The organism is Nocardiopsis sp. FR4, assembly GCF_009830945.1.
In the GTDB taxonomy this organism is placed as follows: domain Bacteria; phylum Actinomycetota; class Actinomycetes; order Streptosporangiales; family Streptosporangiaceae; genus Nocardiopsis.
This window is the reverse complement of sequence record NZ_VWVV01000015.1, coordinates 47498-72962: the sequence shown is the minus strand read 5'-3', so window position 1 is coordinate 72962 and position 25465 is coordinate 47498. Positions and strand designations below refer to the sequence as shown.

Here is a 25465-nt window from a genome sequence, read left to right as displayed (position 1 = left end):
CGTGAGAAACCCATGAGCAACGCACTCCAGGACCTGTCCCAGGCGGGCGTGTCCGTCTGGCTGGACGACATCAGCCGCGAGCGGCTGCGTTCGGGCAACCTGGCCGAGCTGGTCTCGACCCACCACGTGGTCGGCGTGACCTCCAACCCCACCATCTTCGACAAGGCGCTCTCCGAGGGCGACGCCTACGACCAGCAGGTGCACGAGCTGGCCGTGCGGGGCGTGTCGGTGGAGGAGGCGGTGCGCATGATCACCGCCTACGACATCCGCTGGGCCGCGGACGTCCTGCGCCCGGTCTACGACGCCACCGACCGCGTCGACGGCCGGGTCTCGCTGGAGGTGGACCCGCGCCTGGCCAACGAGACCGAGCGCACCGTCGCCGAGGCCAAGGCCCTGTGGTGGCTGGTGGACCGGCCCAACCTGATGGTCAAGATCCCGGCCACCGCCGCGGGCCTGCCCGCGATCACCCAGGCGCTGGGGCACGGCATCAGCGTCAACGTCACGCTGATCTTCTCCCTGGAGCGCTACCGCCAGGTGATGGACGCGTTCCTGGAGGGGATGGAGCTGGCCCGGACCAACGGCCACGACCTGTCCCGCATCCAGTCCGTGGCCTCCTTCTTCGTGAGCCGCGTGGACACCGAGGTGGACAAGCGCCTGACGGAGATCGGCACCGAGGAGGCGCTCGCCCTGCGCGGACGCGCCGCCCTGGCCAACGCCCGCCTGGCCTACGAGGCCCACGAGGAGGTCTTCGCCTCCGCCGAGTGGAAGGCGCTGGAGGAGCACGGCGCCAAGCCGCAGCGCCCGCTGTGGGCCTCCACCGGTGTGAAGGACCCCTCCTACGAGGACACCCTCTACGTCAGCGAGCTGGTGGCTCGCGACACCGTGAACACGATGCCGCAGGCCACCCTGGACGCCACCGCCGACCACGGACGGATCGGCGGCAACACCGTCCTGGGCACCTACGAGCAGGCCCGGTCCGACTTCGCCGCCCTGGAGGACGCCGGAGTGAACCTGACCGACGTGTTCGCCGTGCTGGAGCAGGAGGGCGTGGACAAGTTCGTCAAGTCCTGGGACAGCCTCCTGGGCGCGCTGTCGGCCAAGCTCGACAAGCTCTCCTGAGGTACCGCGGCCGCCGCGGGGGCGCGCCCCCGCGGCGGCCGTCCGGCGTGAGCGGCCCCGCCCGCCACGGGCCGCAGCCGCCCCACCGGCCGCCCTCGACACGAGAAAACCGTCCGTTTCCTCCCCCGCCGAGGGCGGGGGCATCCACGGAGGAATCCAGGTGAAAGAACCGGTGATGCCCGGAGCGGTCCCCAACCCGCTCCGCAACGCCCTGGACCGCAGACTGCCCCGCATCGCCGGACCCAGCGTGCTGGTGCTGTTCGGGGTCACGGGCGATCTGGCCCGCAAGAAGCTGCTGCCCGCCATCTACGACCTCGCCAACCGCGGGCTGCTGCCGCCGGGCTTCGGCCTCGTCGGCTTCGCCCGCCGCGACTGGGAGGACCAGGACTTCGCCGAGCAGGCCTACCAGGCGGTGCGCGAGCACTCGCGCACCCCCTTCCGCGAGGACGTGTGGCGCCAGCTGAGCGAGGGGGTCAAGTTCGTTTCGGGCGAGCTGCACGACGACGACGCCTTCGACCGCCTGGCCCACTGCGTGCGTGAGCTGGACGCCGAGCGGGGCACCGGCGGCAACTACGCGTTCTACCTGTCGCTGCCGCCCAAGCTGTTCCCGACCGTGCTCAAGCAGCTCAAGCGGTGCGGTCTGGCCGAGGCAGGCGAGGAGGCCGAGCGGCCCGGAGGGGTCCAGCCGTGGCGGCGCGTGGTCATCGAGAAGCCCTTCGGGCACGACCTGGCCAGCGCCCAGGAGCTGAACGCGGTGGTGGACGACGTGTTCCCGCCCTCGTCGGTGTTCCGCATCGACCACTACCTGGGCAAGGAGACCGTCCAGAACATCCTGGCGCTGCGCTTCGCCAACACCCTGTTCGAACCGCTGTGGAACCGCAGCTACGTGGACCACGTGCAGATCACCATGGCCGAGGACATCGGCGTGGGCGGCCGCGCGGGCTACTACGACGGGATCGGCGCGGCCCGCGACGTCATCCAGAACCACCTGCTGCAACTGCTGGCGCTCGTGGCGATGGAGGAGCCCCTCTCCTACAACGCGGACGCGATCCGCGCGGAGAAGGAGAAGGTGCTCGCCTCGGTGTCGCTGCCCGAGGACCTGGCCACGGGCACCGCGCGCGGCCAGTACGCGGCGGGATGGCAGGGCGGCGCGGCGGTGCGCGGCTACCTGGAGGAGGAGGGGATCCCCTCCGACTCGGTGACCGAGACCTACGCCGCGCTGAAGCTGGCGGTCAACACCCGCCGCTGGGCGGGCGTGCCGTTCTACCTGCGCACCGGCAAGCGGCTGGGCCGCCGGGTGACGGAGGTGGCGCTGGTCTTCCAGGCCGCCCCCCAGCAGCTGTTCCCGCGCTCGGACGTCAGCGAGCTGGGGCAGAACGCCCTGGTGCTGCGCATCCAACCGGACGAGGGCGTGACCCTGCGCTTCGGCTCCAAGGTGCCGGGGGCCAGCATGGAGGTCCGCGAGGTGAGTATGGACTTCACCTACGGGCAGTCCTTCACCGAGGCCAGTCCCGAGGCCTACGAGCGCCTCATCCTGGACGTGCTCATCGGCGACCCGCCGCTGTTCCCGCGCCAGGAGGAGGTGGAGCTGTCCTGGCGGATCCTGGACCCGGTCGAGGAGTACTGGGCCAAGGAGGGCCAGCCCGAACAGTACGGCTCGGGCACCTGGGGGCCGGAGTCGGCCGAGAAACTGCTCGCCCGGGACGGCCGCCAGTGGCGGCGCCCGTGACCAGCCACGACACCGCCGGGAGGAACCGATGACGCTCTACCTGCCGCGCACCACCACCGCGCAGATCGCCGAGGCGCTCATGGCCGAGCGGCACAGCGTGGGCGGCGGCGCCATGAACATGGTGCTGACCCTGGTCATCGTCACCGACGAGGCCGACCACTACGACGCCGTGCGCGCCGCCACCGAGGCGGGCCGCGAACACCCCTCGCGCGTGGTGGCGCTGATCCGGCGCGACCCCGAGGCCGAACCCGCCATCGACGCCGAGATCCGCCGCCCGGGCACCTCCGGCCCCGGCGAGGCCGTGCTGCTGCGGCTGTACGGGCCGCTGGGCGAGCACGCCGACTCGGTGGTCACCCCGCTGCTGGTGCCCGACGCGCCGGTGGTGGCCTGGTGGCCGGGCGTGGGCCCGGCCAACCCGGCCGCCGACCCGGTGGGCCGCCTGGCCCAGCGGCGGATCACGGACGCCCTGCGCGCCCCGGACCCGCTGGGCGACCTGATGGAGCGGGTGGCCCACTACCGCCCCGGGGACACCGACCTGACCTGGACCCGGCTGACGCCGTGGCGCTCGCTGCTGGCCAGTGCCATGGACCAGCCGTGCGGGTGGGTGACCTCGGCCAGCGTGACGGCCGAGTCGCACTACCCGAGCGCGGAACTGCTGGCGGCCTGGCTGTCGGACCGGCTGGAGGTGCGGGTGGACCGCGAGACCTCCCACGGACCCGGCCTGACCGAGGTCCGGCTGCACACCGACCACGGGGACATCGTGATCTCCCGGGTGGACGGCCGGGTGGCCACCCTGTCGCGGTTCGGCCAGCCGGACCAGACGGTGGCGCTGGCACGCCGCTCGGCCTCCAGCGCGCTGGCCGAGGAACTGCGCCGCCTGGACCCTGACGAGACCTACGAGAGCACGGCCCGCCACCTGGAGTCGCTGCTCTCCGGAAGCGGAGCACGAGTATGAGCGAACCGGAGATCATCCGTCACGCCGACGCCGGCGAGCTGGCCGACAGCGTCGCGCTGAAGCTGGTGAACATGATCGTCCAGGCCGAGGCGGACAAGCGCGACTTCCACCTGGTGCTGACCGGGGGCGGGATCGGCATCCGCACCTTGGAGGCGCTGCGCGACCGCGCCAAGGAGGCCTCGATCAGCTGGTCCCACGTGCACCTGTGGTGGGGCGACGAGCGGTTCCTCCCGGACAAGGACCCCGAGCGCAACGAGACCCAGGCCTGCCGGGCCCTGATCGACGCGATCGACATCCCCGCGCACCACGTGCACCCCATCCCCGCCTCCGACGGGATGGACGGAGACCACGTCGAGCACGCGGCCACCCGGTACGGCCGGGAGCTGGCGGTGGCGGCGCGCGGCGCGGGCCCGGTGCCCGTCTTCGACGTGTGCCTGCTGGGCGTGGGCCCGGACGCGCACGTGGCCTCGCTCTTCCCGGGGCTGCCCGGCGTGCGCGAGGACGAGGCCTCGGTGGCCGCGGTGCACGACTCGCCCAAGCCCCCGCAGCGGCGGGTCACCCTGACCCTGCCCTCGATCCGCTCCGCCCGCCAGGTGTGGTTGCTGGCCTCGGGCGAGGGCAAGGCCGAGGCCGTGCGCCTGGGCCTGTCGGGGGCGGACGTCGACGAGGCCCCCGTGGCCGGTGCCCGGGGGTCGGAGCGGACCGTGTTCTGGCTGGACGAGGCGGCGGCCTCCCGGCTGTAGGGCCTCCGAGCCCCGGGCGCGGCCCCGGTCCGGGCACCGGTCCGGCCGGGGCCGCCCCGTGTGCTCGCGGGAGCGGGCGGGCGCCGGGTCGGGCGCGGGCTCACAGGGAGCTGACGTCGGTGCGCAGCAGCGGGGGGAGGGCGGCGTCGGGGTCGGCGACCACGACCAGGGGGCGCAGCGGTTCGCCGAAGGCGATCCGGTCGGGCGGGCCCTCCCCGTCCGCGTGGTGGGCGATCCAGTCCACGAGTTCCACCGCGCGGCTGACGTCGCCGCCGGGCCGGGTCAGGGCGATCACCGTCCCGGCCACGTCGCAGCGCGTGTTCAGGTGCAGGGTGGCCGCGAAGACGCTCTGGGCCCACGCGCCCCGGCCGACCTCCCGGACCGGTCCGCCGGGCGTGCGGCGCCGGCGCCAGGCCGGGGCGGTCAGCCCCACGGCGCGGTCGTCGAAGGTGAGCACCAGGCTGGGCCGTTCCTGGGCGGTCAGGCACTCCTCGGCCCCGCCCAGGGATGCGTCCATCCACACCCCGACCGGGCCGCTGGCCGCCCGGACCAGGGCGGCGCGGGCGGCGTCGAGCAGGGCGGTGTCCACCTGGGTCCGGGCCGTGCGGCACACCCGGTCGGACAGGGGCGCGCCGGTGAGCGGCGTGTACCCGGGCAGGACCAGGGGCCAGTCCACGCTGGCCCGGCCCCGCAGGGGCAGCGGGCCGTGGGTCAGGCAGACCACGGTGCGCCCGCGGGCCAACTGGTAGGTGGTGCAGGCGCCCGTGCGGCGGGCCGCCAGGGCCAGGCCCAGGCTCATCGCCTTGGTTCCGGTGGTGATGTCGACGATGACCGGAGGAGCGGGGTCGGCGTCCCGTTCCCCGACGATCCACGCCTGGGCCACCGAGGCGACCGCGTCGGCGTCGGAGCCGTCGACGGGGTCGGGGGTGAAGCGGACCCGGTCGCGGTACCCGCTCTCCCGAAGCAGGGCGGCGTCCGCCCGGGGGGCGCCGGGGTGCTCGGCGGCGCGGAGGGTGCGGGCGGCGGACTCGCGCACCCCGTCGCGCACGCTCTGGCGCGAGGGCAGGATGAGGGCGCGGGCGGGCCGGTGGGCGTGCAGGGCCGTGAGCGTGCCCAGGCGGCTGCCGCCCAGGGAGGTGACGAGCACGGGCCGGTCCTCGGGGCCGGGGTGGTGCTCGGGGCACGTTCCCGGCTCCGGGTCCGGGAGCGGGTTCCGGCCCGGCGGCGCCGCGGGGGGCGGGCCGCCCAGGCCGGGGAAGAAGACCCTGCGGAGGTCCTCGAAGGAGGTCAGGCGGGAGAGCAGCTCGTCCAGGTTCCACACGTGCACGGTGCGCGGGGTCAGGGCGGGGTTGTAGGCGGTGACGCGCTCGCGCAGTCCCGGGACCGCGGGGCCCGAGTAGACGAACAGCACCTGGACGGCGGTGCCGAAGACGCGGCGGGCCTTGGCCACGGTCCACCCCGCGCGGGCCACGACGTCCTCGGGGCGGCTCTTGGTCTCCACGCACAGCACGCGGTGGCGGTGGCGCACGACGGCGTCGAAGTCGGCGACGGAGTCCTCGGGGTGGCGCGGGTCGGCGACCTGGCGCGGTCCGACGACCTCGGTGTCGGGCTGGCGGCGGGTGTGGCGCAGCAGATGGGAGAGGAGGCGTCCCTCGGCGACGACACCGCGCCGCACCGCCGGGGACAGGTCGGGGAAGCGGGCCTGGAGGGCCTGACGTCCCCCCTGCACGACCAGGCGCACGGGTTCGGGGTCGCGGTCGTGCAGCCAGTACGCGCCGTGGATCGCGGCCAGGGTGCGCAGGTCCACGCCGTCGCTGACGACGGGGCGCCCGGATCCGTCGGCGGTGCGCAGGGTGTCGTGGACGGTGTCGAGGTAGTGCCGCCAGCGGCGCGCCCGGGGGTGGCGCTCCAGCGGCAGGGCCTGCTCGTGCAGCAGGGCGGCGGCCACGCTCATGACCTTCGTGCCGCCGGTGTAGTCGAGGAACCAGGGTTCTCCCCCGTTGGCCCGGTGCAGCGCCCGGAGGGTGTCGGTGACCGGGCCGAAGTCGTGGGGGTCGGGACCCACGCTCACCACCCGCACCGACGCGTGGCAGCCCAGCCGTTCGACGGCCGCGGCGACCCGCAGGGCCGGGGGCCGGGTGCCGTCGCTGGCCACGAGGGCCAGGTGCTCGGCGGGCAGGGTGAGCGAGGACAGCAGCGCCGGGGTGGGGTTCTGCCCGACGAGTACGACGGCGGCGCGGGGAGTGTCCACGGCGTCCTTTGCGGCGGGGATGCGGACGGGGCGGCGGGACCACGCTACTGGTCCGGGCCGGTGCCGGAGGCCGCGCCCACCCTCTCCTGGGCGGAGTCCCCGGGCCGCCCGCGTGCGCCGCACCACGACGGGAAGCCGCTGGCCACGAACGAGCGGCAGGCGGTGACCGCGCCGCTGCCGTCGCGCACCAGGTCGGAGGGGACGAGCAGGTCCTCGCGCTCGGGGTGGGCGAAGACGACCACGGAGGAGACGATGAACCACACCCCCTCCTGCGGTTCGGGCAGGTTGGCGCGGGTGCGCTCCTCGGTCATCAGCGGCGCCCCGGCCACCTTCAGCCCCGCCGGGACGCGCACGGCCTCCACCCGGGCGGGGTCGGACGACCGGGGCCAGCTCCGGATGACGCGCGAGCTCTCGTCCACGAGTGTCACCACATGCGGCGTCAGGTTGACCACCCGCATACGGCGACCTCCCCCTGGGTCCGGCGGCCGCACGGGCCACCTCCGTGGCGTGCCCCGTCGCGGGGCCCTCACCGCAGTCTCTCGGACACATCCGGGGGCGCCCGCCCACCGGTCGGACCGAAACAGGAGAAAGGGATGAGGCCATTGTGGCTGATATCCATTTCAGTTAATTATCGAATACTTTGTACTGCTTGGTACGTGGGTCCGACAATTGACATTTTCACCGCGGTGGCACTACTTTGATGCCCGGTCTCCCGTTGACGCGGGGGTGCCACCTGAGGTCTCACGTTTCTCTCGCACGCGCTTTCCCGGAGGGCTGGGGAAGCGACCCGGCCCCGGACCACCGGGGAGAAGAGTTCGTGAGCACGCACCACTGCTCCGCCTGGGAGCTGTTCGGCTCCGCCGCCTTCCTGCGCGTCTTCACGCGTGTCCTGGGGTGCGGGCCCTGCTCCGCGGACGGAACCGCGCAGGGCTGTTCGGGCCACGCCGAACAGTTCTGCGACTATGTCGACCTGTGCGCCGAGCACTGCCCGTGCCCGGTGCACGGAGGCGACCCCGACAGCGTCGTCGCCGTGCGCATGAGGCGCGCCGCCCCCGGAGAGGCGGGGGTCGACCGCACCGCCGCCCACCGGCTGCGCGACGCCCTGGACGACGTGCGCCGGGACCGCTCCTACAAGAACCTGCGCCGGGTCTATCCGCAGACCGGCGCCGACGGGCGGGTCCGCTGCGCCTTCTCCGAGCGCCCCCGCCGCTGGGCACAGCGCCGCGACGTGTCCCGGGTCGCCACGGACGTGGTCGAGCAGGAGGCCCTGGCCCTGCTGGTGCTCACGGCGGGCTGGGGCAACCCCGCGGCCGACCTGCCCGAGGACATCCACCCGGGTGAGACGGTCTCCTTCACCGAGGACGGCAGCGCGGTGCCCGTGGCCGACCTGCGCGGGCGCGCGCTGACCGAGGTCCGGGAACCGCCCATGGTCTCCACCGCCACCGGCGACTACCTGCTGCGCAAGCTGGCCGAACTCGCCTCCGGGCGCGACGCCGACCCCGGACGCACCCCCGACCAGCGGCGCCGCCTGCTGCTGCGCCGCCTGCTGCCCGGGATGAACGGCGAGGACGTGGCGCGCAGGCTCACCGGCGTCCTGGGCCGGATGGCGGTGGACATGCCCGCCCACTTCGCCCTGGTGCAGCGGGCGCGCGGCCGGGCGCGCAGCGCCCCCTACTCCCCCGTTCCCGACACCGAGCCCCACGGCGACCCCGGCGGGCGGCGCGAGGTTCTGGGCGCGGCGGAACGGGCCTGGCTGCGGCGCACCGCCCTGGAGCTGACCGAGCGCGCGCAGGGGGCGCGGTCCGCCTTCGAGTCCGATCCCGAGGAGGCGCTCGACACCCTGCTGTGCGAGCTGCTGGAGGAGGGACCGGCCGTGCCCGCGCTGTGGGCGGGCGCCCAGGACGACCCCGACCTGCGCGCGGACCTGTTGGAGGCGCTCGCCGAGACCATCGGCGGCTGACCCGTGGCGGCCGGCCGGGGGCGTGGTCGCACGCCGATCCGTTCAGCCCCTACCCCCTGGCGTCCCGGAAGCGCCGGGTCAGCGGGGGCAGCACGGGGTACTCGGCGAACTCGCGCAGCGACATCACCGCGGTCGCCGACCAGGGCAGGCGCCCGCGCCACCGGCTGGCCAGGCACACGTCCACCGCCTGATCCACCTCCCGCCACCGCCCGGGGTCGGGAGGACCCTGCAGGCGCCTGCCGGCCAGCGCGGCGCCGAACGCGTCCAGGAACCCCCGGACCAGGTCCTCGTCGGCGCGCGTGACCCCGGCCCCGGGGCGAAGGTCCAGCGCGCGGGCGCGCCGGTCCACCAGGTACAGCTCCGGGCGCAGGTGCACGCTGCCCATACCGAGGGACTTGCCCATGCCGAGCTTGTGGGCGTGCGGGGGGTCCGCGGGGTCCCCGCCGTCCACGGGGTTGTCCAGCAGCAGGGCGCGCAGCAGCGCACCGAGTTCGCCCTCGGTGAGGTTGGTGAAGGTGATGCGGGAGTGGAAGGTGAGGCCGTCGCGGAGGGGGATGACGTCGCGCTGGGTGTCGCGGGGCGGCTCGGCCCGCACCCCCGGTTCCAGCACCTCCAGGCCCAGCTCCTCCTGGGCGCGCGCGTCGTAGCGGACCGGCCTGCCCAGGTCCTCGCGGTGCCGGTGCAGGTAGGCCTTGTACCCGCTCAGGCGCACCCGGCCCTCGTGCGACCACGTGACGACGTCGGGCCGGTCCCCGGAGACGGCGTCGGGCCCCTGTACCAGGTAGTTGGCGAAGCAGCCGCGCTGGGGCGAGAGCAGTTGGACGCGCAGGGCGGCGCCGTCGGGGTAGTCGGGGTCGGGGTCCTCGCTCAGCGCGCTGCCGAAGGACACACGGCCCTTGGAGGCGCCGCCCGCCCCGGCGAAGGTGTCGGTGTCGCCGAACAGCGCGCGGCACACGTCCACGGTGCGTCCGGCCAGCGCGGCCCGGTCGGGGTCCCCGTGCTGGGCTCCGAGCAGGGGTGCGGGCAGCGCGCGGCGGACCGGGTTGTCGTCGCTGACGGCGATCCGGTAGCCGCCGGAGCGCCCGAAGGAGACCACCGCCCCGGAGGCGTCGAGGTCGAACCAGACCGGTTCGAGGCTGCGCCGGGGCAGGCCGCCGCCGTGCGCCCCGCCGACCGGTGCGCGGGCGGGGTCCGCGGGGCCCGTACCGAGGGTGTCGGGGAAGGCGGCGCGCTGGTAGCCGGTGACCTGTTCGGCCGACTCGAACAGCTCCACCATCGCGTCGGGAACGCGCAGACGCCCGCCCAGGTCGGAGGGGCGGGGGAAGAGGTAGGCGTTGCGGCGCTCCCCCGCCGCGACCCCGGTCAGGACGAGCAGGGCCGGGACCACGCCGCCCCGGCCGCGGTCCCGTGCCGCACGGGCGGCCAGGTGGGCGCGGGCCTCCTCCTCGGTGGGCGCCACGGCGGCCACGCGGCGCTCTCCGGGAAGGTGGACGGCGTACACCCACCGGTATTGCAGGTGGCCGTGCTGCTCATGGGTCGTGGGTACATAGGTGTTGTTCCGGGGCGGGTCGGGGAAGTCCTGGACCCCGAAGTCCCAGGCGCGCAGGCTCTCGCGCAGGACCGCGAAGGGCACCTTGAGCGCCTGGCCGGGCTCGGACAGCGGGGTGGCGGGGACCCCGACCACGTACCAGCGCCCGTCGGGGGGCGAGTGGAACAGGAACCCCTGTTTGGTGCGTAGCCCGGCGCGGCGCCTGCGGTACTGGGCGTGCCGGCGGGCCATGACCCGCCGGGCCCGGGTGGACAGTGCGCTGTCGGCGTTGTCGGGGTCGATGCGCACGGGTGCCCGGAAGAACAGCATGGGGGTGTTGACCGGCCCGGTCTCACCGCTGGTGAGCATCCGCACGGTGTTGCGCACCAGTCCGCGCAGGGTGGACCCGGGGATGGCGGGCAGCCGGCGGTCGCCGTGGGGGAAGCGCAGGGAGGAGCTGGCCCGCCCACGTTCGGGGGCCTGGCCGACGAAGGTGGGGGTGAGCGTGGTCAGGGTCAGGTCGATCCACCCCGAGTGGGTGCCCTCCACCGTGCGGTCGTGGCTGCGTAGCAGAGCCTCGGCGGAGTGGCCCCCGTGCAGGTCGCTGGCGGGCATGGGGGTGTCGGCGAGGCGGACCAGCCCGTAGGGCGCGGTGGCGTGGAAGGGCGCGCCCCGGGGCCGCGGGCCGGACGCGTCGTCGCCGGACCTCCGGCCCGGGCGCGGGCTCACCCTCGTTCCCCTCTGCGGCGGATCTCGTCCCCGGTGCCCACGTCGAACTCCGGTCCGGTCGGCTTGGGGCCCGTGCGCATACCGGTGAGGCGGTGGAAGGCCACCCCCACCGCGCCGGTGCAGGGGTCGCTGGCCCAGTACTCGCGTACGGTCAGCCACGTGCCGGAGCTCTCCAGGGCGGTCCTGCCCCCGGGCTCGGGGCGCGGGGTCCCGGAGAAGTCGGCCCAGGCCACCGGGAGGACGGCCCGGGTCCCGGAGGGCTCACCGGTCACCGACAGGGGCACGTCGCCCTCCAGGGCGCGGCTGTGGTCGGGTCCGTTCCAGCCCTGGAGGAGGAAGGAGCGGTCGCGCGGGCGCAGCCACTCCGGGAGCGCGCCGGGGGCGTCGGCGCTGATCCATCCGGCCCCCGCCCCCTCGCCGACGCGGACCTGCGCGTGCGGGCCGAAGACGAGCACCTCCAGGATCCGCCAGCGCTCGGAGAAGGGCGGCGCGGCCGACAGGTGCGCGGTGGGGGGCTCGTCCGAGCGGCGCCACCGGTCGCCGGGGCAGGCTCCGGTGAGGCGGCCGTCGCCGAGTTCGGCGAGCAGCCACTGGGGCTGACCGGGCCCGCCGGGGACGTCCCCGGTGCCCGTGTCGAGCAGGCGGCAGCGCCGGCCGCGGACCAGGACGTCGGACAGGACCGCGTCGACCTGCGCCGCGGTCAGGCGGTGCGCGGTCAGCCCGTGCGGGCGGGGAGGGTCGGAGTTCACCGGGGCGCCTCCTTCGCGCCGTCGGCGGTCGCGGGGGCGAGGACGGCGCGCAGGGCGTCCAGCCAGTCGCGCGCGGTGGCGGCCTCGGGGCTCTCCTCCTCGAACACGGCGGTGAGCAGGTCCACCGTGTGCGGGGGCTCCCCGCCGCCGGGGTGGGTGACCAGGAGGGCACGCGTGGCCGTCAGACGTCCCTGCCCGCTGCCCGCTCCCGCGCCCACGGTGTCGAAGGCGACCGTGGCCAGTTCGCGCACGAGCAGGGCCAGCAGGCCGCGTACCGCGTCGTCGGGTTCGCTCACGTCCACGACCGCCTCGGCGGCGCCGCCGCAGTGCAGGTCGGTGGTGAACAGGTGTCCGTCCACGGCGTCGCCGAACAGGGCGTCCACGGTCAGGCGGGTGATGGTCAGGGGCGCGCCGCCGGTGAGGGCGGGCGCGGCGCGCAACCGGACGCGCGAGGGCCGGGGGCGGCCGCTCCGGTCTGTGTCGGCGCCCCACCAGCGGTCGTGCCAGCCGCGCCACCGGTCGGCCGGTGCGCCCAGGTGCTCGGCCGCGTCGCGGACCAGACGGCCGCTGATCCGCTTGAGCAGGGCGAACAGCGCCGTCTCGCCCAGGACGGGGCCGGCGTGGACGACGGGCTTGTCGGGGTCGGAGACGACGGGGCGGTGCCGGTGGGCCCGGTCCGCCGTGCCCAGCCGTTCGGGGGCGGGGTCGTCGGCGATCAGGAGTGCTCCCGGCCGGGTCCGGCGCGGCGGAGGGGCCAGCGGGTCGCGGGGCTCGGCGACGGCCAGGGTGAGGTGGAGCTCGGCGCGGTGGCGGCGGTCGGGCTGGCGGGCCCGGGCGGCCAGGTGGGCCGCGGTGGCCGTCCGGCCGCACCGGCGCAGGCGTTCGGTCAGGGCGGTGGCCAGGTCGCCGGGGGCGTCGGCCACCGCGGCGGCCCCGTCCGCCCAGCGCTCGGCCCAGGTGCGGCCGTGGTAGGCGAACCAGTCGCGCTCGTCGGTGAGGTCGTGGCGGCGCACGGCCCAGTGCGTGGCGCGGACGGCGCCGTAGCCGCGACCGGTGCGGCCCCCCACGCGCACGCCGGGGCCCACCCCCTCCAGGCCGCCGGAGGCCAGCAGGAGCAGGGTGAGCAGGCGGGCCTCGTCGGCGGGCGCGGGTACGCTCAGCCGCAGGTGCGCGGTGAAGACCGTGCCCGCGGGCAGGACCTCCCACCGCCACAGGCGGCCCGGCTGGGCGGTGCCGGCGGCCGGGTCGACCCGGGTACCGGTGCGGACCGTGACCGTGGCGCCCTCGGGGAGTTCGGCGGGGGCGTCGTCCGCCTCCAGGGCGCTCGTGGCGGGCGCCCCTCCGGGCAGGGCGCGTTCGCGGCCGGAGCCCATGAGCGCGCGGACGCTGGCGGGGTCGCCGGTGCGGGCGGCGAGTTCGTGGCGCAGCAGCCCGGCCAGGGTGGTGGCGCGCAGACGGGGCACGCCGGTGCTCGGGTCGCGGTCCACGTGCAGGTCCACGTCGCTCTCGGCGGCGTGGCGCGGGGTGGGCCGCGCGGCGCCGACGTGGGTGTCGGAGAGCAGGCACAGCCGGAGGGTGATCTCCCAGAGCAGCGCCGGGCCCCCGGGGCCGCCGCTCACCGGGGGCCTCCCCCCGCCGGGCGTCCCCCGTCCCGTTCCTCGCGCAGGACTCGGGCGGCCTCGGCCAGCCAGGAGGAGATGAGGAGCAGGGCCAGGCGTGCGGCGCCGCGCCGCTCCCATGCCCGGGCTCGGGCGGACAGGCCGCTGGGGTGGTCGCCGGGGGGCAGGCCGTCGGGCAGGGACAGGTCCACCGCCGCGATCGCCCGGGCGTAGGCGGGATCGTGCCCGGGGTCGGGCCGGTTGTCGGCCCACCAGGCGGCGGCGTCGGCCGCGCCCTCCAGCCAGGACCGCACGGGAACCGTCCCCCTCCGGCCGGGGCGGGCGAGGCGGGCCCGGGACAGGGCGCGCAGGGCCCGCTCGTGCGGGGCCCCGGGGCCCCGGGCGGAACCGGTCTCCGGCGGGCGGCTGGCGACCGTGCGCGCGAGGGCGGCCAGGACGTCCTCGGGGGCGCGGTGGGCATGGGCGGTGATCTCGCGCAGGCGGCCCAGCAGTCCGGGTGTGAGCGGGGCGGGCGGGCACGCCGGGTCGCGGGCCAGGGCTCGGGCGTGGTCGCGGACGGGTCCGGCCGCGGCGTTCCACAGGAGCGCGTCGTACAGGGCGTCCAGCTGCGCGTCCCCGGCGCCGTCGGCGTCGACCGTGCCGTCGCGGTGTGCTCCGTCGGGGTCTCCGCCGGGGCCGGGGGCGCGGCCCGCGAGGGGGACCGCCGCGGGGGCGAGGGGTTCGGGGGCGGGCGGCGGCGGGGGCAGCAGGGCGAACTGGCCGTGGCCGTCCACGAGCCGCTCACCGAGGGGGTGCGCCTCCAGGTCGCGGGCCTGGTCGGCGTCCAGGTCCCGGTCCAGGCCCAGCCGGACCACCGCGCCGGGGAGGGCGGCCCAGCGCTGGGCCATGGGCCCCCGGTAACCGCGGTGGTAGGCGCCGACGAGGCCGGCCTCCACGTGGCTGGCCAGCACGCGGACCCCCGTACCGGGCAGGCGTCGCTCCAGGAGTTCGAGCACGGCGGGCACCAGGGCCTGGGGGCGGGCCTGGCCGTCGGCTCCGGTCAGCAGGGCCGGGGAGAGCAGGAGCAGGTCGACGGGGGTTCCGGCCGCCCAGGAACGGGAGCCGGCGTAGGCGATCCGGTCGGGCGACAGGAGCCGGTCGGGGTCGACCGGGGCGACCCGGACTCCGCCGTGGGCGCGGGTCCCGCCCGAGCCGAGGGTGAGGGTGCCGTCGGCCTCGGCGAGGAAGGCCGCGACGCGTTCGGCCAGTTCCCGCAGGGCGGCGCGGTCGCGGGCGCGCAACTGCCAGCGGGCCTCGAAGACCTGGCCCGCGTCGAGGCTGGTGGTGAGGAAGGGGACCCCCTGGGCGGCCTCTCCGGTCCGGGAGGAGCCCAGGTACTGCTCGGCGGTGGTGCGCACGGCGGCGCGCAGGGAGCGGTCGGGTGTGAGGGGGTCGCGGACCGCGCGGTAGGGCGTGGCGGGGTCGGTCGGGCCGAAGGTGTCGACGGTGGTCTCGCCGTCCTTGCCCGGGGTGTAGAGGTAGGCGGGGGCCGGGTAGGCGACGGCGGTCCGCTCGGGCGGGCCGGGCAGAGCGGGGTCGCCGCCCGGTTCCAACCGGGGGTGGGCGGGGGCGAAGCGGACCTGCTCGCCCCGGGCCACCCAGGCGTGGAGTTCCCGGGTCCGCCCGGCCCGGCGCAGGGCGGCGGCGAGCATACCCCGCTGGGCGCGTCCGCTGATGGTGTGCTCGGAGTCCACCCGCAGCGGGTCGAAGGAGGTGCGCACGGCCAGGCTGTCGGTGAGGACGTAGCGCAGCGGCAGGTAGCCGCTCACCGGGGGGTGGTCCACGGGCCCGTCTCCTTCCGCGTCGCCTCGGCGCACCGACCCGCGGCGCGCGCGGTGCCGCCGGAACCGGTACCAGGGACACACGCTAGGTGAACATGAGGAATATTCACTTCTTGGCGGGGGCCGTGCACCGTGCCGTCCCGGTACCGTCCGGCGTCCGCTCCGGGGCGGGGGGACCCTCCCGGGCACGGCCCGGAGGGACCGGTTCCGGGGCAGGTCACGGGGGCGCGCCGTCGTGCTCGCGCCGTCCGGGCGCGGCCAGGCTCAGGGTCAGGGCGTGCGGGTCGGCGTGGCCGGGTTCGGCCAGGCGCACGTCCACCCGGCCCCTGCCGCGCGTGCTCCGCATCCCGATCCGGGTGGTGGCCAGACAGGCGCGGGCCAGCAGCCGCCAGTGCTCCCGGTCCGGCTCGGCCGCCCAGGTGAGCCCGGCGGTCAGCGTCAGCCCCGGCAGGAGCACGCGGTGCGTGCGCAGGCGCCCCGGGGCGGGAGCTCCGTCCGCGCCGACCTCGATTCCCGACTCCAGGGTGGTGTAGGCGTCGGTGACCGAGCGGCGCAGGGCGGAGCGCACCGGTTCGTCCCGGCCCGCGAGCGCGCGGGCGACCGCGGCGCGGACGGGGGCGCCCAGCACGGCGTGGCCCACCCGCAGTATCCGGTCGGCGCCGTGCGAGCCCCTGCGTCCGAAGAGGTCCTCCAGGGCTCCGGCCAGCTCCGGCGCCACCGTCAGCGCGCTGGCCGCCCCGGCGCGCAACCGCGCGGCGAGGCGGTGGCGGGGCAGGAAGGGCAGTCCGTCCCCGTCGGTGACCACGTCGGTGTCGGCGCCCGTGCCGTCCGCGCTGGCGCCGACGAACAGCGCGGGAGAGGCCAGGTGCACCGCGACGCGGTCCGGGCGGCTCACCGGGGGGTGTCCCGACGCTCCGCCCGGCCACGGAGGCCACCGGCCCCTGTCCGCCCCTGTGGTTGGGGCCGGTGGTGATCGAGGGCCCCGGCCAGGCCGGGGTCCAGGTGCAGGTCCATCACCTCGACCGCGTCGAGCAGCCCGCCGGGCGTCCAGCCCCGGGGCAGCGCGGCGGGGCGTCCGGTCACGTGGGCTCGGCGGGCGAGTTCCGGGCCGGGGTCGGCACCCGACTCCAGCAGGGGGACCAGGTCCGAGACCAGCCAGCCGCGGTGACGGGTACCGCCGTCGGCGAGCAGGCTGCCCGGACCGGCCGCCGAGAGGTAGCGGTCCAGGAAGCGGGTGAACCCGGTTCCGGTCAGGGGCAGCTCGGTGCGCGGCCGGGGAGCCCCGCCGGCCTGGTCCAGGCGGCGCAGCACCCGGTCCACGCCGTCGAAGCGCGTCGTCCAGGCCACGGCGTGCTCGTCCGGCGCGGCGGGGTCGGCCTCGGCCAGGAGTACGCGGTGCCGTTTGGCTCTGCGGCACATCGCCTCGCACAGGTCGTAGCCCAGGGAGAGCGGCGCGCCGACCGGCTGGACGGCCACCCCCACCCCGACCGTGGGCACGAAGGTGGTGTGGGTGCCGCCGGGCCCGGAAACGGGACGGCCGCCGCCGGGACGGCCGCCGTGCGCCTCGGCGAGCGCGCGGTGCAGGCCGACCCGGGGGTCGCGGGGGTCTCCCACGACCGCGGGGTCGGCGTCGAGCCAGTCGAGCGCGTAGCGCACCAGGCTCAGCGCCAGTCGGGCGTCGCACAGCACGGTGAGGTCGTCCCCGGCGACCACGACGGGGCGCACCGGAACCGACACCGGCCCGGGCGGCACCTGGTGGAGGGTGACCGGCCCGCAGGTGCCGGCTCCGGGGATGTGGGGGCGCCGTCCGGGGTCGGCGCGGACGGTGGCGGCCACGGCCCGGACCAGCACGCGGGCCAGGCCCTCGGTGAGTCCGGCGATGCGGGTGGACAGGCGCCGCTGGGCCAGGGCCCCGGAGCCGGGCACGGCCGGGTCCCCGGCGCGTTCGCGGTAGTCGCCCAGCAGCGCGCCGAGCCCGTTGACGTCGATGTGTACGACCGCCAGGCGGCTGACCCCGCCGTGGTCGCGGCCCAGGCGGTCCACCTCCATCGGCAGGGTCAGGGCGGGCGACCCGGTGGCGGTGGCCGCGCCGGCCAGCCAGGCGGCGCTGTGGGCCCGGTGCCAGCGGCGGCCGACTCCGCGCGCCCGGGCCACGTCGGCGGTGACGCGCTCGTACACGTCGGGGTGGTCGTCCTGGGTGCGGCTGCTGTCCACCGCCTCCGCGGGGCCGCCGCTGACCGAGCACACGGCGGTGACGCCGTACCCGTGGGCGGGCGTGTGCAGGGCCGACATGTGCCGCCGCGCCTCGCGCAGCCGCACCGGGAGCACGGCCAGAGCCTCGTCCACCCCCGCGGGGGGGCGCTCCCCCCGGGCCTCCGCGGGGAGCTGCTCCCCGGGCGCGGCGGGGCGGGGCCCGTAGGGCACGTGCGCCACCACGGGGGTCAGGCCTCCCGCGCGGTCGCGCAGGCGGCGGGTGTAGCGGGCGGTGAAGGCGCGCGCCGACGCCGGGTCGCCGAAGACCGCGGTGAGCGCCCCTCCGGCGTCGCGCAGGACCGCGCAGTCCGGCGGTACCAGGTCCGCGATCCCGTGTTCGGCGTCGGCGGTGTCGGTCAGCTCCGCGACCAGGGCTGCCCGTCCCACCGCGTCCAGGATGCGCCGGCCGCTGTAGACGTAGGCCTGGATGCCGCGCAGGTCGACGCCGACCACCACGCCGCTGGCCGGGAGGCGCGGCGGGGGCTCTCCGGCACCGGGCGGGCGGTGCTGCTCGGGGGCGGCGGTCACCGTGTCGGGCTCCTGGTCGGCGGGGTGTGCGGGGCGCGGGCGGGGTCCGTGCGGGAACGGGCTTCCGTTGACCTCTCTCGGACGGTGTCCCCTCCCCCGGCCACGGGACCACCGATACCAGGACCGCTTCCGGGGCGGCGCACCCGGCCCCCGCGGTCCGGTCGCGGCACTGTCCGAGAGAGCTGGGTACACGTACCCGCCCCGCAGGAAGGTTCCCCATGGTCGCGCACACGCCCGAGCCGGTCGCACGCGGGCACCGAGGCCCGCCCGCCCCCGCCGCCGACGCGCCCGCCCTGGCCCCCCAGGACCTGGTGCCGCATCTGCGCGGGCTGGCCCGCGCCCTGCGCGAGGGCGGCGCGGCGGAGCGCGCGGCGCGGGTCCGCGCACCGAGGAGCTGACGCGGCGGCCGCACCGGGTGCGGCGGCCCCGCGAGCACGTGACCGCACGCGCCGCGGGACCCCGGGTTCCCGGCCCGCCCGGGGACCTGCGCGCCCGCCAGCGGGAAGGGCGAACACGGGCGCCGGTTCCCACCCCCGTCCACGGGGCGGGAACCGGCGGCGGCCGCGCGGACCCGCGGTGCGGGACCGCCCCTCCCGGCCGACGGGGATCAGTCGAACAGGGCGCCCCCGAACTCCTCGGCGTCGGCGGCCAACCGGGGGCGGGACTCGGCCACGCGCTGCGGGGCGCGGCGGGGAACCCGGCGGGGGCCGCGGCGTGGTCGCTGGGCGGGCACCTCCGTGGACGCGGAACCGATGGTCACGGTGTCCACGCGCACCGCGCCGAAGCCCTGGGCGGTGTACTTGCCCACGCCGGTCAGCTCCAGAAGCTCCAGCAGGGCGGCGAAGGCGTCGACGTGGCGGCGCTCGCCCTGGGGCAGGTGCAGGCGCAGTCCGCCCAGCCAACCGAGCACGGTGCGGTTCTCGGCGTGGTGGTGCTCGGCCAGGCGCACCTCCTCGCCGTGCAGGGGCGCGCGGCGCACCTGGGACAGGCTCTCCAGCGCCCCTTCCAGCCAGGGTTCGGCGAGTGCGGGGGGAGCGAACCGCGCCACGGCGCCCACGGCGCCGCTGCCGCCGACGATGCCGCCGCCGGAGCGGTGCACGGCCCCGAACAGGCGCCGGGGGGTGGGCCACACGTGCGGGATGCGCTCACCGGCGGCGTCGCGCGTGGTCATGACGACGGGGGTGAGGGCGCGCACGTCGGCCGAACGCACGGCGGAAGGGCGGCGCGGGGCGGTGAGCACCTGGGCGTAGGAGCGGTCGAAGGTGCGGGTGACCGAGAGCGGGACCAACAGGTGGTCGCCGACGCGCTGGACCTCCCCGACGAGCTTCTCGGGGTCCAGCGGGGGCGGGGCGGTGTCGTCCAGCCAGGTGAGCGTCCAGTGGTACAGCCGGTCCCCCAGCGGCGCGGGCCAGCCGTGCATGGCCCACCGCTTGGCCGCCGCGTGCTCCTCTGGGGCCTGGGGCCACCAGCGGTTGAGCAGCCCGTGGCAGTCCTCGGGCCGGACCGGCCGCGCCGCGTCCGCAAGGTCCCGCAGGATCACGGTCCACCGCCTGGGCACGGGCACCACCCCTCTCGCTCGCTCCGTCCTCACGCCGAGGACTCCTCTCGGACAGTCGTGTGCCCGGCCCCGCCGGCCCCGGAGCGGACCCGCCCGGCCCGCGGACACGGAGCGGTCCGGTCAGCCCTCGGCCACCTCCAGCAGGCGCCCCACGGTGCGCCAATCGGTGTCCTCCGCGGAGAAGACCGCGTTGCCGCTCTGGACGGAGGTGGAGACGTCGCCGTAGCCGAGCCCGCCGGGCAGGGCCCGCAGGTCGGCCATGGCGACGTGGCGGTGCCCCCCGACGTTGATTCCGCGCAGCAGCGCGACGTACCTGGTCATGACAGCGATTGTGTCGACGGCCCTGAAGCGTAGGAGCGTTCGCGCGGGGCTGTGGACGACGCGGGAACCGCGCCCCGGCGGACGGGAGGGGCCGGGTGTGCGTACGCTGGTCCACGCGGCGGACGAAGCGGACGCCGCGCGCCGAGACCGGAGCCGACCCCGGGGGGACCGTGCCGCGCCTGAGCCACACCTTCGACATCACCGCGGTGGACAGCGAGGTGGTCACGCGGATCGTCGCCGCCCTGCACGAGGTCGCCCGCGCCTGCCGGTTCGACGGCCGGGGCTGGCTTCTCACCCCCGACGAGGAGACCCGGGCCCGCCTGGAGCAGCGCGCCGACGCACTCGGGTTGGTGGACCGCGCGGAGAAGGAGGGGCTGCGCCGGGACCGGCGGCGGGCCGCCGAGAAGCTGCGCGAGGGCGCCGCACGGACACCGGGCGAGGCCGACGAGCTGGCCGTGGCGACCTCCACCACCGCCCTGCAGCTGCAGAACGGGCGGCACCTGGTCCCCCGCAGCCACTACCTCGTCGCCGAACTCTCGCCCGAGGGCGTGCCGGTGGAGCCCGTCGGCGAGGACCGGGGCTGGAGCGGCACCGGTCTGACCATCACCTCCTGGGACGAGGCGGGCACGTGCGCGGTCGAGTTCGCCATGCCCGACACGGTCGGCACGGCCGACCCCCCGGTGACCTGGGGAAGCATCACCCACGAGGCCCCCGCGGGCCTGCTGGCCTGGGAGGGGCGGGTGCGCCTGCCCGGACGCGGGGCCTGGCTGCGGTCGGCCAGCGGCACCCTGCGGGTGGACACGCGCGCCTGGTACGCCGCGCTGGACGGAGGGCGGGACGAGCCGCCGGTCCGACTGCGCGCCACGCACGCCCTGGCCGAGATCACCGCCTGGCTGTCCCCCGCCGCCGGCCCCCGCGGCCGGTGGTCGGTGGAGGCCGTGCTGGACGTGCGCGGCAGGGGCGTGTTCCGCCCCCTGGTGGCGGCGGCCTTCTGGGCGACCACCGCGTCCTTCCGCCGACAGGACCGGCGGGCCGACGGGGAGCCGACCACACGCGAGCGCCTGGACCAGGCCGCGCGCTCCTGGGACCGCCTCGCCCGCAACGCGCCCGAGATTCCGGGGCTGCTACGCGAACTGGCCCGGGCCATGGCCGAGGCCCGTCCCCGGGACCGCGGCGGGTCGGACCACGACAGGCCGGGCCCCGGGGACTGAACCGCCGGGTGGGCGGCGCATCGCTCGCGGGACAACCCGTCGGTGCCGGTCTGCGTAGGCCGACCCCCTCGCGGAGGCCACCGCGCATCCTCACGGTCAGTCCTGGTCGGCGCCCCAGCCGGTCAGGGAGCGCACCCGCAGTTCGGTGAAGCGGGCGGTGTTGCGCTCCGGCGAGAGCAGGCTGCCCAGGACGGCGCACGCGAAGCCGACCGGGACCGCCAGCAGCGCCGGGTTCTCCATCGGGAAGAGCTGGATGTCGATCCAGGAGGGCAGGACCGACAGGTTCTCCCCGGTCACCGGGTCGGTCTTGCCCGACATCACCGGGGACAGCAGCATGAGCAGCAGGGTGGCCGACAGCCCGCCGTAGACCCCCCACTCCACACCCCGGGTGTTGAAGCGCCGCCAGAACAGGGTGAGCACGATGACCGGCAGGTTGGCGGCGGCGGCCATGGCGAAGGCCAGGCCCACCAGGAAGGCCACGTTCTGCTCCTGGGCCTGGACGGCCAGCACGATCGCCACGCCGCCGACCACGCAGGCGGAGAAGCGCGCCACCCCGACCTCCTGCGACTCGCGCGGGCGCCCCCACATGAGGATGTGCCCGAACAGGTCGTGCGCGATGGAGGAGGACGAGGCGAGGGTGAGGCTGGCGACGACGGCGAGGATGGTGGCGAGCGCGACCGCCGAGATGAGCGCGAGCAGCACGGCCGCGCCCACAGGTCCGGCGGTCAGGCGCCCGAGTTCCTCGGCGAGCATCGGCACGGCGGTGTTGCCGGAGGGGTCCGTCGCCGCGATCCGCTCGGAGCCGACCAGGGCGGCGGCGCCGAAGCCCAGCGCCAGCGTCATCAGGTAGAAGGCGCCGACCATGCCGATGGTGCGGTTGACCGAGGTGCGGGCCGAGCGCCCGTCGGGCACGGTGTAGAAGCGGATGAGCACGTGCGGCAGCGCGACCGTGCCCAGCACCAGGGCCAGCCCCAGGCTGATCAGGTCCAGCTTGTTGAACAGGGTCCGCGTGGGGTCTCCCGGCACCTCGACCCCCAGGCGCAGCCCGGGTTCCAGGAAGGCCTGGCCGTGCCCGCTGGCCTGGGCCGCGCCGCTGAGCAGGGCGCGCGTGTCGAAGGAGAACAGGGCGAGCACCAGCGCGGTGAGCAGGCCGGTGGCGGCCAGCAGGACGACCGCCTTGATGATCTGCAGCCAGGTCGCGGCCTTCATACCGCCGTACATGACGTAGACGATCATCAGCACGCCCACGAGCACGATCGCGCCGGTGCGGGCGTGGTCGGCGCTGGCCCCCAGGAAGGTACCGCCGTCGTGCAGGCCGAGCAGGACCGCGACCAGCGCGCCCGCCCCCACCATCTGCGCCACCAGGTAGAACACGCACACGGTGACGGTGGAGACGGTGCAGGCCAGGCGGACCCGCATCCGGCGCATCCGGAAGGCGGGCAGGTCGGCCATGGTGAAGCGGCCGGTGTTGCGCATCAGCTGCGCCATCGGCAGCACCAGCAGCCAGGCCACCAGGAAGCCGATGGAGTACAGGAACCCGTCGTAGCCCCGCAGGGAGATCATCCCGGCGATGCCGAGGAAGGAGGCGGCGGACAGGTAGTCCCCGGTCAGGGCGAGCCCGTTCTGGGTGCTGGAGAAGCCGCGCCCGCCCGCGTAGAAGTCGACCGCGCCGCGGGTGGTGTGCCGGGCCCGGATGGTGATGGCCAGGGTGACCAGGACGAACAGGGTGCACAGGCCGATCGTCCAGGCGTGCGCGGCGCCGAACTGCCCGCCCAGGGCGCTGCCCAGTCCGTCCAGGAGAACCGCGCCTCCGTCCGTGGCGGGCGCCTCCCCCGCCCCGGACGGAGGCGCGGAGGCGGTGCCGTCCCCTGTGACGGCACCGCCCGTCGTTCCCGCGGCGGGGACGGCCGTCATCGACCCACCACCGTCCCGCTGACGCTCTCCTCCCGGAGGGCCCGTTCACGGACCCGCTCGGCGAGGGGATCGAGCGTGCGCTCGGACAAACGGCCGAAGGCCCAGGCGAGAACGAAGGTCAGGGCGAACTGGCCCACGCCCGCCAGCAGCGCCACGTTCACCGAATCCGCGATCTGGATGCTCATGAAATCGCGCGCGTAGGCCGACAACAGCAGATAGGAAAGGTAACTGAACAGGAATACCGAGACCAGCAGTCCGGTCTGGAGCGCGAACCTCCTGCGCAGTTTCACGAAACACGGGTCGACCGACATGCGCTCGCTGGTGTGCGTCCGGTAGGCCTGTACGCGCCGCGCCGTGGACCTGCGCGTCCCCGGCCGCGGCTCCTCCCCCGGGCCTCCGCCGCGCCCTCTGTGCGCGTCTTCCATATACTCGACCACGGCCCTCTCCCTGTTCGCCTTTCCGGGGCACCGCTCCCCCACGGCGCCCGCCGTTTCCCCGCGTTCAGGGCATACCGCCCGCGGGTGCGCACCGGAGGACCGGCCGAACTCGGTGGTTTCCCCCGGATGGGGCAATACCCTAGCGATGCCTCCCACTCCGTGTTCACCAAACGCACACATCAGTGGGGAAAAGGGGAAGTGCCGGATTCACGAAACCGAACACAAGGCAGGAAAACCCCACGGGAACCCTGAGCGGAGAACCGCGCGGCACCCACCGGGCGGGCCGCGCCTCCACCGCCCGCGCGCGGAGCCGCTGGTCACTCCCGGCGCGGGAAGCGGACACGGGCGCACAGGCCTCCGAAACTTCGCTAGGCTTCGGGGCGACCCCGAACCCGTGACGGCAGATCCGGCGTGCAGCCGGTTTGCGCTTTCGTACACATGTATGATGAGGGGTCCGCACTGTTCACGCGATACCGAAGGGAAATCCCCGCCGTGGTCACCGAGGTCTTCACGCTCAAGTACTGCGATCCCCACGCCGTCCGTGAGGAGAAGGTCGAGGCGACTGAGGTCATCCAGTTCGCCTGGGAGGGCTCCGTCCGCGAGGTCGACGCGTGCGCCGACTGCTTCAAGGAGCACGAGACCCGTTACGAGCCCCTCGTGGACTACTCGCGTCCGGTGAAGAAGCGCCGCGTCACCAAGAAGGCCCCGGCCTCCGCGCCCGCCGAGGGCGCCCAGAGCGCCGACGAGGCCGCCGGCAGCGAGTCCCAGTAGCACCGCGGACGGGGTCCCCCGTCCCGGCAGCAGACCTCATCGCGTCAACCGCGAGCGGGGCCGGCGGTCGCCCCCCGGTGACCGTCGGCCCCGCGTCGTGTCCGGCCCCGGGCCGCCGGGGCCGGAGGTTCACCGCGGATCCGCCCCGCCACCGCCCATCAGGCGCGCGAGCTGCCCGCCGCGACGGCCCGCGCCGGCCCGCAGCGCCCCGGCCACCGGCAGGCGGGCCTGCACGTAGGGGCTTCCCGTACGCCACACCCGTACCGACGCCCCCAGGCCGACCATGATCCGCATCATCCCCGCGTTGGCCAGCGTGGTCTCCGCGCGCACCTCGGCCAGCCCCCAGTCGGCGGCGGTGGCGGTCAGCGCGCGGGCCAGGGCGGTGCCCACCCCGCGCCGCTGCCAGGCGTCCTCCACCAGGAAGGCGACCTCCCCCACCCCCGGTTCCAGGGTGTACATCAGGTGCCCCAGGGCGACCGGCTCCTCCTCCCCCGCCGGGCGCACCGCCAGGGTCAGACCGCGCTCGGGGTCGCAGAACACGCGCAGCATGTGCGGGCTCAGCTCGTCCATCCCGGCGAAGTAGCGGCTGCGCACGGTCTCGGCCGAGCAGCGCCGGTGCAGGTCGCTCAGGGCGGGCGTGTCGGCCTTTCGGACCTGGCGCAGGCCCAGCGCCACGCCCGCCGCGGTGCGCACGGTCCGGTCGGCGGGCACCGGTCCGGTCGAGGGCATCACCGAGCGCACCAGCGCGTCGGCACGGCTGGACTCGGTCCAGGTGAAGGGGTGCGAGGCCCGGTGCACCAACACCCCCCGCAGCGGACCGACCGGCACCAGCATCGCCGTGGCCGGGTCCAGTTCCCCGTCCTCGCCGATCCTGGTCAGGTTGGTCCAGCGCGCCCCGTCGGCCAGCAGCAGCTCGGCCAGGGCGTCGGGCAGCCGGTTGGGGTGCGCCCGCAGCCGCTCGGCGAGCAGCAGGGCCCTGGTGACGTCGTCCCCGACCTCGCGCCTGTGGGCGGGAACGACCGTCACCGTACCGCTGGGGCTGTGCTCGGCGACCGCGCGCAGCGCCGCCCCGTGGTCGCCGGGCAGGTCCACGACGAACTCGTCGACCACACCGGACACGTCGGTGTGCAGGGACAGCCCGACGATGTTGCCGCCGCAGCCCGCCAGCGCCCCGACGAGGCGGGCGAGGCCGCCGGGGCGGTCCTCGACCGCCGTCCTGACACGCCACAGGCTCACCGCTGACCTCCCGGGTCGAAGGGCGGTGCACCCG

General features: G+C 76.0%; 21 protein-coding genes. 8 read left to right on the top strand and 13 right to left on the bottom strand.

From position 1 onward, the window contains the following. Positions 1–12 precede the first annotated feature (12 nt). The 4 genes from tal (at position 13) to pgl (ending at position 4546) form a co-directional block, all read left to right on the top strand. On the top strand, positions 13–1119 hold the full coding sequence (gene tal / locus FYW95_RS15860; RefSeq protein WP_159943699.1) for a transaldolase: 1107 nt from the start codon (positions 13–15) through the stop codon (positions 1117–1119). A gap of 175 nt (positions 1120–1294) precedes the next feature. Next, positions 1295–2848 carry a glucose-6-phosphate dehydrogenase gene (gene zwf, locus FYW95_RS15855; protein ID WP_159943749.1) on the top strand — a complete coding sequence of 518 codons (1554 nt, stop codon included), beginning with the start codon at positions 1295–1297 and terminating at the stop codon, positions 2846–2848. A 28-nt stretch (positions 2849–2876) separates the two neighbouring features. Continuing rightward, a complete protein-coding gene (locus tag FYW95_RS15850) occupies positions 2877–3803 on the top strand; it encodes a glucose-6-phosphate dehydrogenase assembly protein OpcA (protein ID WP_159943700.1) in 927 nt (308 codons plus the stop codon). Continuing rightward, complete coding sequence (pgl, locus tag FYW95_RS15845; protein WP_159943701.1) at positions 3800–4546, top strand: 6-phosphogluconolactonase; 747 nt, start codon at positions 3800–3802, stop codon at positions 4544–4546. The genes FYW95_RS15850 and pgl overlap by 4 nt, the downstream gene beginning before the upstream one ends. A 100-nt stretch (positions 4547–4646) precedes the next feature. Here the strand turns inward: pgl and FYW95_RS15840 are convergent, their stop codons facing one another. After that, positions 4647–6797 carry a CRISPR-associated protein gene (locus tag FYW95_RS15840; RefSeq protein ID WP_160050455.1) on the bottom strand — a complete coding sequence of 717 codons (2151 nt, stop codon included), beginning with the start codon at positions 6795–6797 and terminating at the stop codon, positions 4647–4649. A gap of 44 nt (positions 6798–6841) precedes the next feature. Continuing rightward, positions 6842–7255 (bottom strand): hypothetical protein, encoded by a 414-nt coding sequence (locus tag FYW95_RS15835; RefSeq protein WP_236567895.1) that lies wholly within the window; start codon positions 7253–7255, stop codon positions 6842–6844. Between the two features lie 359 nt (positions 7256–7614). Between FYW95_RS15835 and FYW95_RS15830 the strand changes: the two genes are divergently transcribed. Continuing rightward, positions 7615–8757, top strand: a complete 1143-nt coding sequence (locus FYW95_RS15830) for a hypothetical protein (RefSeq protein ID WP_159943703.1) — start codon at positions 7615–7617, stop codon at positions 8755–8757. A gap of 49 nt (positions 8758–8806) precedes the next feature. Here FYW95_RS15830 and FYW95_RS15825 read toward each other — a convergent pair whose 3' ends face one another. The 6 genes from FYW95_RS15825 to FYW95_RS15800 form a co-directional block, all read right to left on the bottom strand. Continuing rightward, positions 8807–11014 (bottom strand): TIGR03986 family type III CRISPR-associated RAMP protein, encoded by a 2208-nt coding sequence (locus FYW95_RS15825; RefSeq protein ID WP_159943704.1) that lies wholly within the window; start codon positions 11012–11014, stop codon positions 8807–8809. After that, positions 11011–11763 carry a hypothetical protein gene (locus FYW95_RS15820; protein ID WP_159943705.1) on the bottom strand — a complete coding sequence of 251 codons (753 nt, stop codon included), beginning with the start codon at positions 11761–11763 and terminating at the stop codon, positions 11011–11013. The genes FYW95_RS15825 and FYW95_RS15820 overlap by 4 nt, the downstream gene beginning before the upstream one ends. Further along, entirely contained in the window at positions 11760–13382 is a 1623-nt protein-coding gene (locus tag FYW95_RS15815; protein WP_159943706.1) for an RAMP superfamily CRISPR-associated protein, read from the bottom strand. The genes FYW95_RS15820 and FYW95_RS15815 overlap by 4 nt, the downstream gene beginning before the upstream one ends. After that, positions 13379–15205, bottom strand: coding sequence for a hypothetical protein (locus tag FYW95_RS15810; protein WP_159943707.1), 1827 nt, complete (start codon positions 15203–15205; stop codon positions 13379–13381). The genes FYW95_RS15815 and FYW95_RS15810 overlap by 4 nt, the downstream gene beginning before the upstream one ends. 214 nt (positions 15206–15419) lie before the next feature. After that, positions 15420–16097, bottom strand: a complete 678-nt coding sequence (locus FYW95_RS15805) for an RAMP superfamily CRISPR-associated protein (RefSeq protein WP_159943708.1) — start codon at positions 16095–16097, stop codon at positions 15420–15422. Beyond that, positions 16094–17983, bottom strand: a complete 1890-nt coding sequence (locus FYW95_RS15800; protein ID WP_370462403.1) for a hypothetical protein — start codon at positions 17981–17983, stop codon at positions 16094–16096. Before FYW95_RS15800 ends, FYW95_RS15805 begins: the two co-directional genes overlap by 4 nt. 218 nt (positions 17984–18201) lie before the next feature. Here FYW95_RS15800 and FYW95_RS15795 point away from each other — a divergent pair, with 218 nt between their 5' ends. Continuing rightward, entirely contained in the window at positions 18202–18381 is a 180-nt protein-coding gene (locus tag FYW95_RS15795; RefSeq protein ID WP_159943709.1) for a hypothetical protein, read from the top strand. A 209-nt stretch (positions 18382–18590) separates the two neighbouring features. Here the strand turns inward: FYW95_RS15795 and cas6 are convergent, their stop codons facing one another. After that, the gene (gene cas6 / locus FYW95_RS15790; protein WP_201294890.1) at positions 18591–19550 is read right to left on the bottom strand and encodes a CRISPR system precrRNA processing endoribonuclease RAMP protein Cas6; all 960 of its coding nucleotides are present in this window, start codon (positions 19548–19550) and stop codon (positions 18591–18593) included. A gap of 111 nt (positions 19551–19661) precedes the next feature. Then, a complete protein-coding gene (locus tag FYW95_RS15785; RefSeq protein WP_236567896.1) occupies positions 19662–19862 on the bottom strand; it encodes a DUF1697 domain-containing protein in 201 nt (66 codons plus the stop codon). 170 nt (positions 19863–20032) lie between these two features. On the opposite strand from FYW95_RS15785, the gene FYW95_RS15780 reads away from it, so the two are divergent. Then, on the top strand, positions 20033–21073 hold the full coding sequence (locus tag FYW95_RS15780) for a hypothetical protein (RefSeq protein WP_159943710.1): 1041 nt from the start codon (positions 20033–20035) through the stop codon (positions 21071–21073). Between the two features lie 96 nt (positions 21074–21169). Here FYW95_RS15780 and FYW95_RS15775 read toward each other — a convergent pair whose 3' ends face one another. Both FYW95_RS15775 and FYW95_RS15770 read right to left on the bottom strand, forming a co-directional pair. Continuing rightward, on the bottom strand, positions 21170–22987 hold the full coding sequence (locus tag FYW95_RS15775) for a solute symporter family protein (RefSeq protein WP_159943711.1): 1818 nt from the start codon (positions 22985–22987) through the stop codon (positions 21170–21172). Continuing rightward, positions 22984–23298 (bottom strand): DUF485 domain-containing protein, encoded by a 315-nt coding sequence (locus tag FYW95_RS15770; protein WP_370462404.1) that lies wholly within the window; start codon positions 23296–23298, stop codon positions 22984–22986. Before FYW95_RS15770 ends, FYW95_RS15775 begins: the two co-directional genes overlap by 4 nt. A gap of 618 nt (positions 23299–23916) precedes the next feature. Here FYW95_RS15770 and FYW95_RS15765 point away from each other — a divergent pair. Beyond that, complete coding sequence (locus FYW95_RS15765) at positions 23917–24195, top strand: hypothetical protein (protein WP_159943712.1); 279 nt, start codon at positions 23917–23919, stop codon at positions 24193–24195. 129 nt (positions 24196–24324) lie between these two features. On the opposite strand, the gene FYW95_RS15760 is transcribed toward FYW95_RS15765, so the two are convergent. Further along, positions 24325–25431, bottom strand: a complete 1107-nt coding sequence (locus FYW95_RS15760; RefSeq protein ID WP_160050454.1) for a GNAT family N-acetyltransferase — start codon at positions 25429–25431, stop codon at positions 24325–24327. Positions 25432–25465: the final 34 nt, after the last annotated feature.

Excerpts from the sequence above, each read along its gene's own strand:
- FYW95_RS15795 (WP_159943709.1), top strand. The coding sequence starts at position 18,202 with ATGGTCGCGCACACGCCCGAGCCGGTCGCACGCGGGCACCGAGGCCCG.
- FYW95_RS15785 (WP_236567896.1), bottom strand. The coding sequence starts at position 19,862 with ATGACCAGGTACGTCGCGCTGCTGCGCGGAATCAACGTCGGGGGGCAC.
- FYW95_RS15770 (WP_370462404.1), bottom strand. The coding sequence starts at position 23,298 with ATGTCGGTCGACCCGTGTTTCGTGAAACTGCGCAGGAGGTTCGCGCTC.
- FYW95_RS15835 (WP_236567895.1), bottom strand. The coding sequence starts at position 7,255 with ATGCGGGTGGTCAACCTGACGCCGCATGTGGTGACACTCGTGGACGAG.
- pgl (WP_159943701.1), top strand. The coding sequence starts at position 3,800 with ATGAGCGAACCGGAGATCATCCGTCACGCCGACGCCGGCGAGCTGGCC.
- tal (WP_159943699.1), top strand. The coding sequence starts at position 13 with ATGAGCAACGCACTCCAGGACCTGTCCCAGGCGGGCGTGTCCGTCTGG.
- FYW95_RS15850 (WP_159943700.1), top strand. The coding sequence starts at position 2,877 with ATGACGCTCTACCTGCCGCGCACCACCACCGCGCAGATCGCCGAGGCG.
- zwf (WP_159943749.1), top strand. The coding sequence starts at position 1,295 with ATGCCCGGAGCGGTCCCCAACCCGCTCCGCAACGCCCTGGACCGCAGA.
- FYW95_RS15775 (WP_159943711.1), bottom strand. The coding sequence starts at position 22,987 with ATGACGGCCGTCCCCGCCGCGGGAACGACGGGCGGTGCCGTCACAGGG.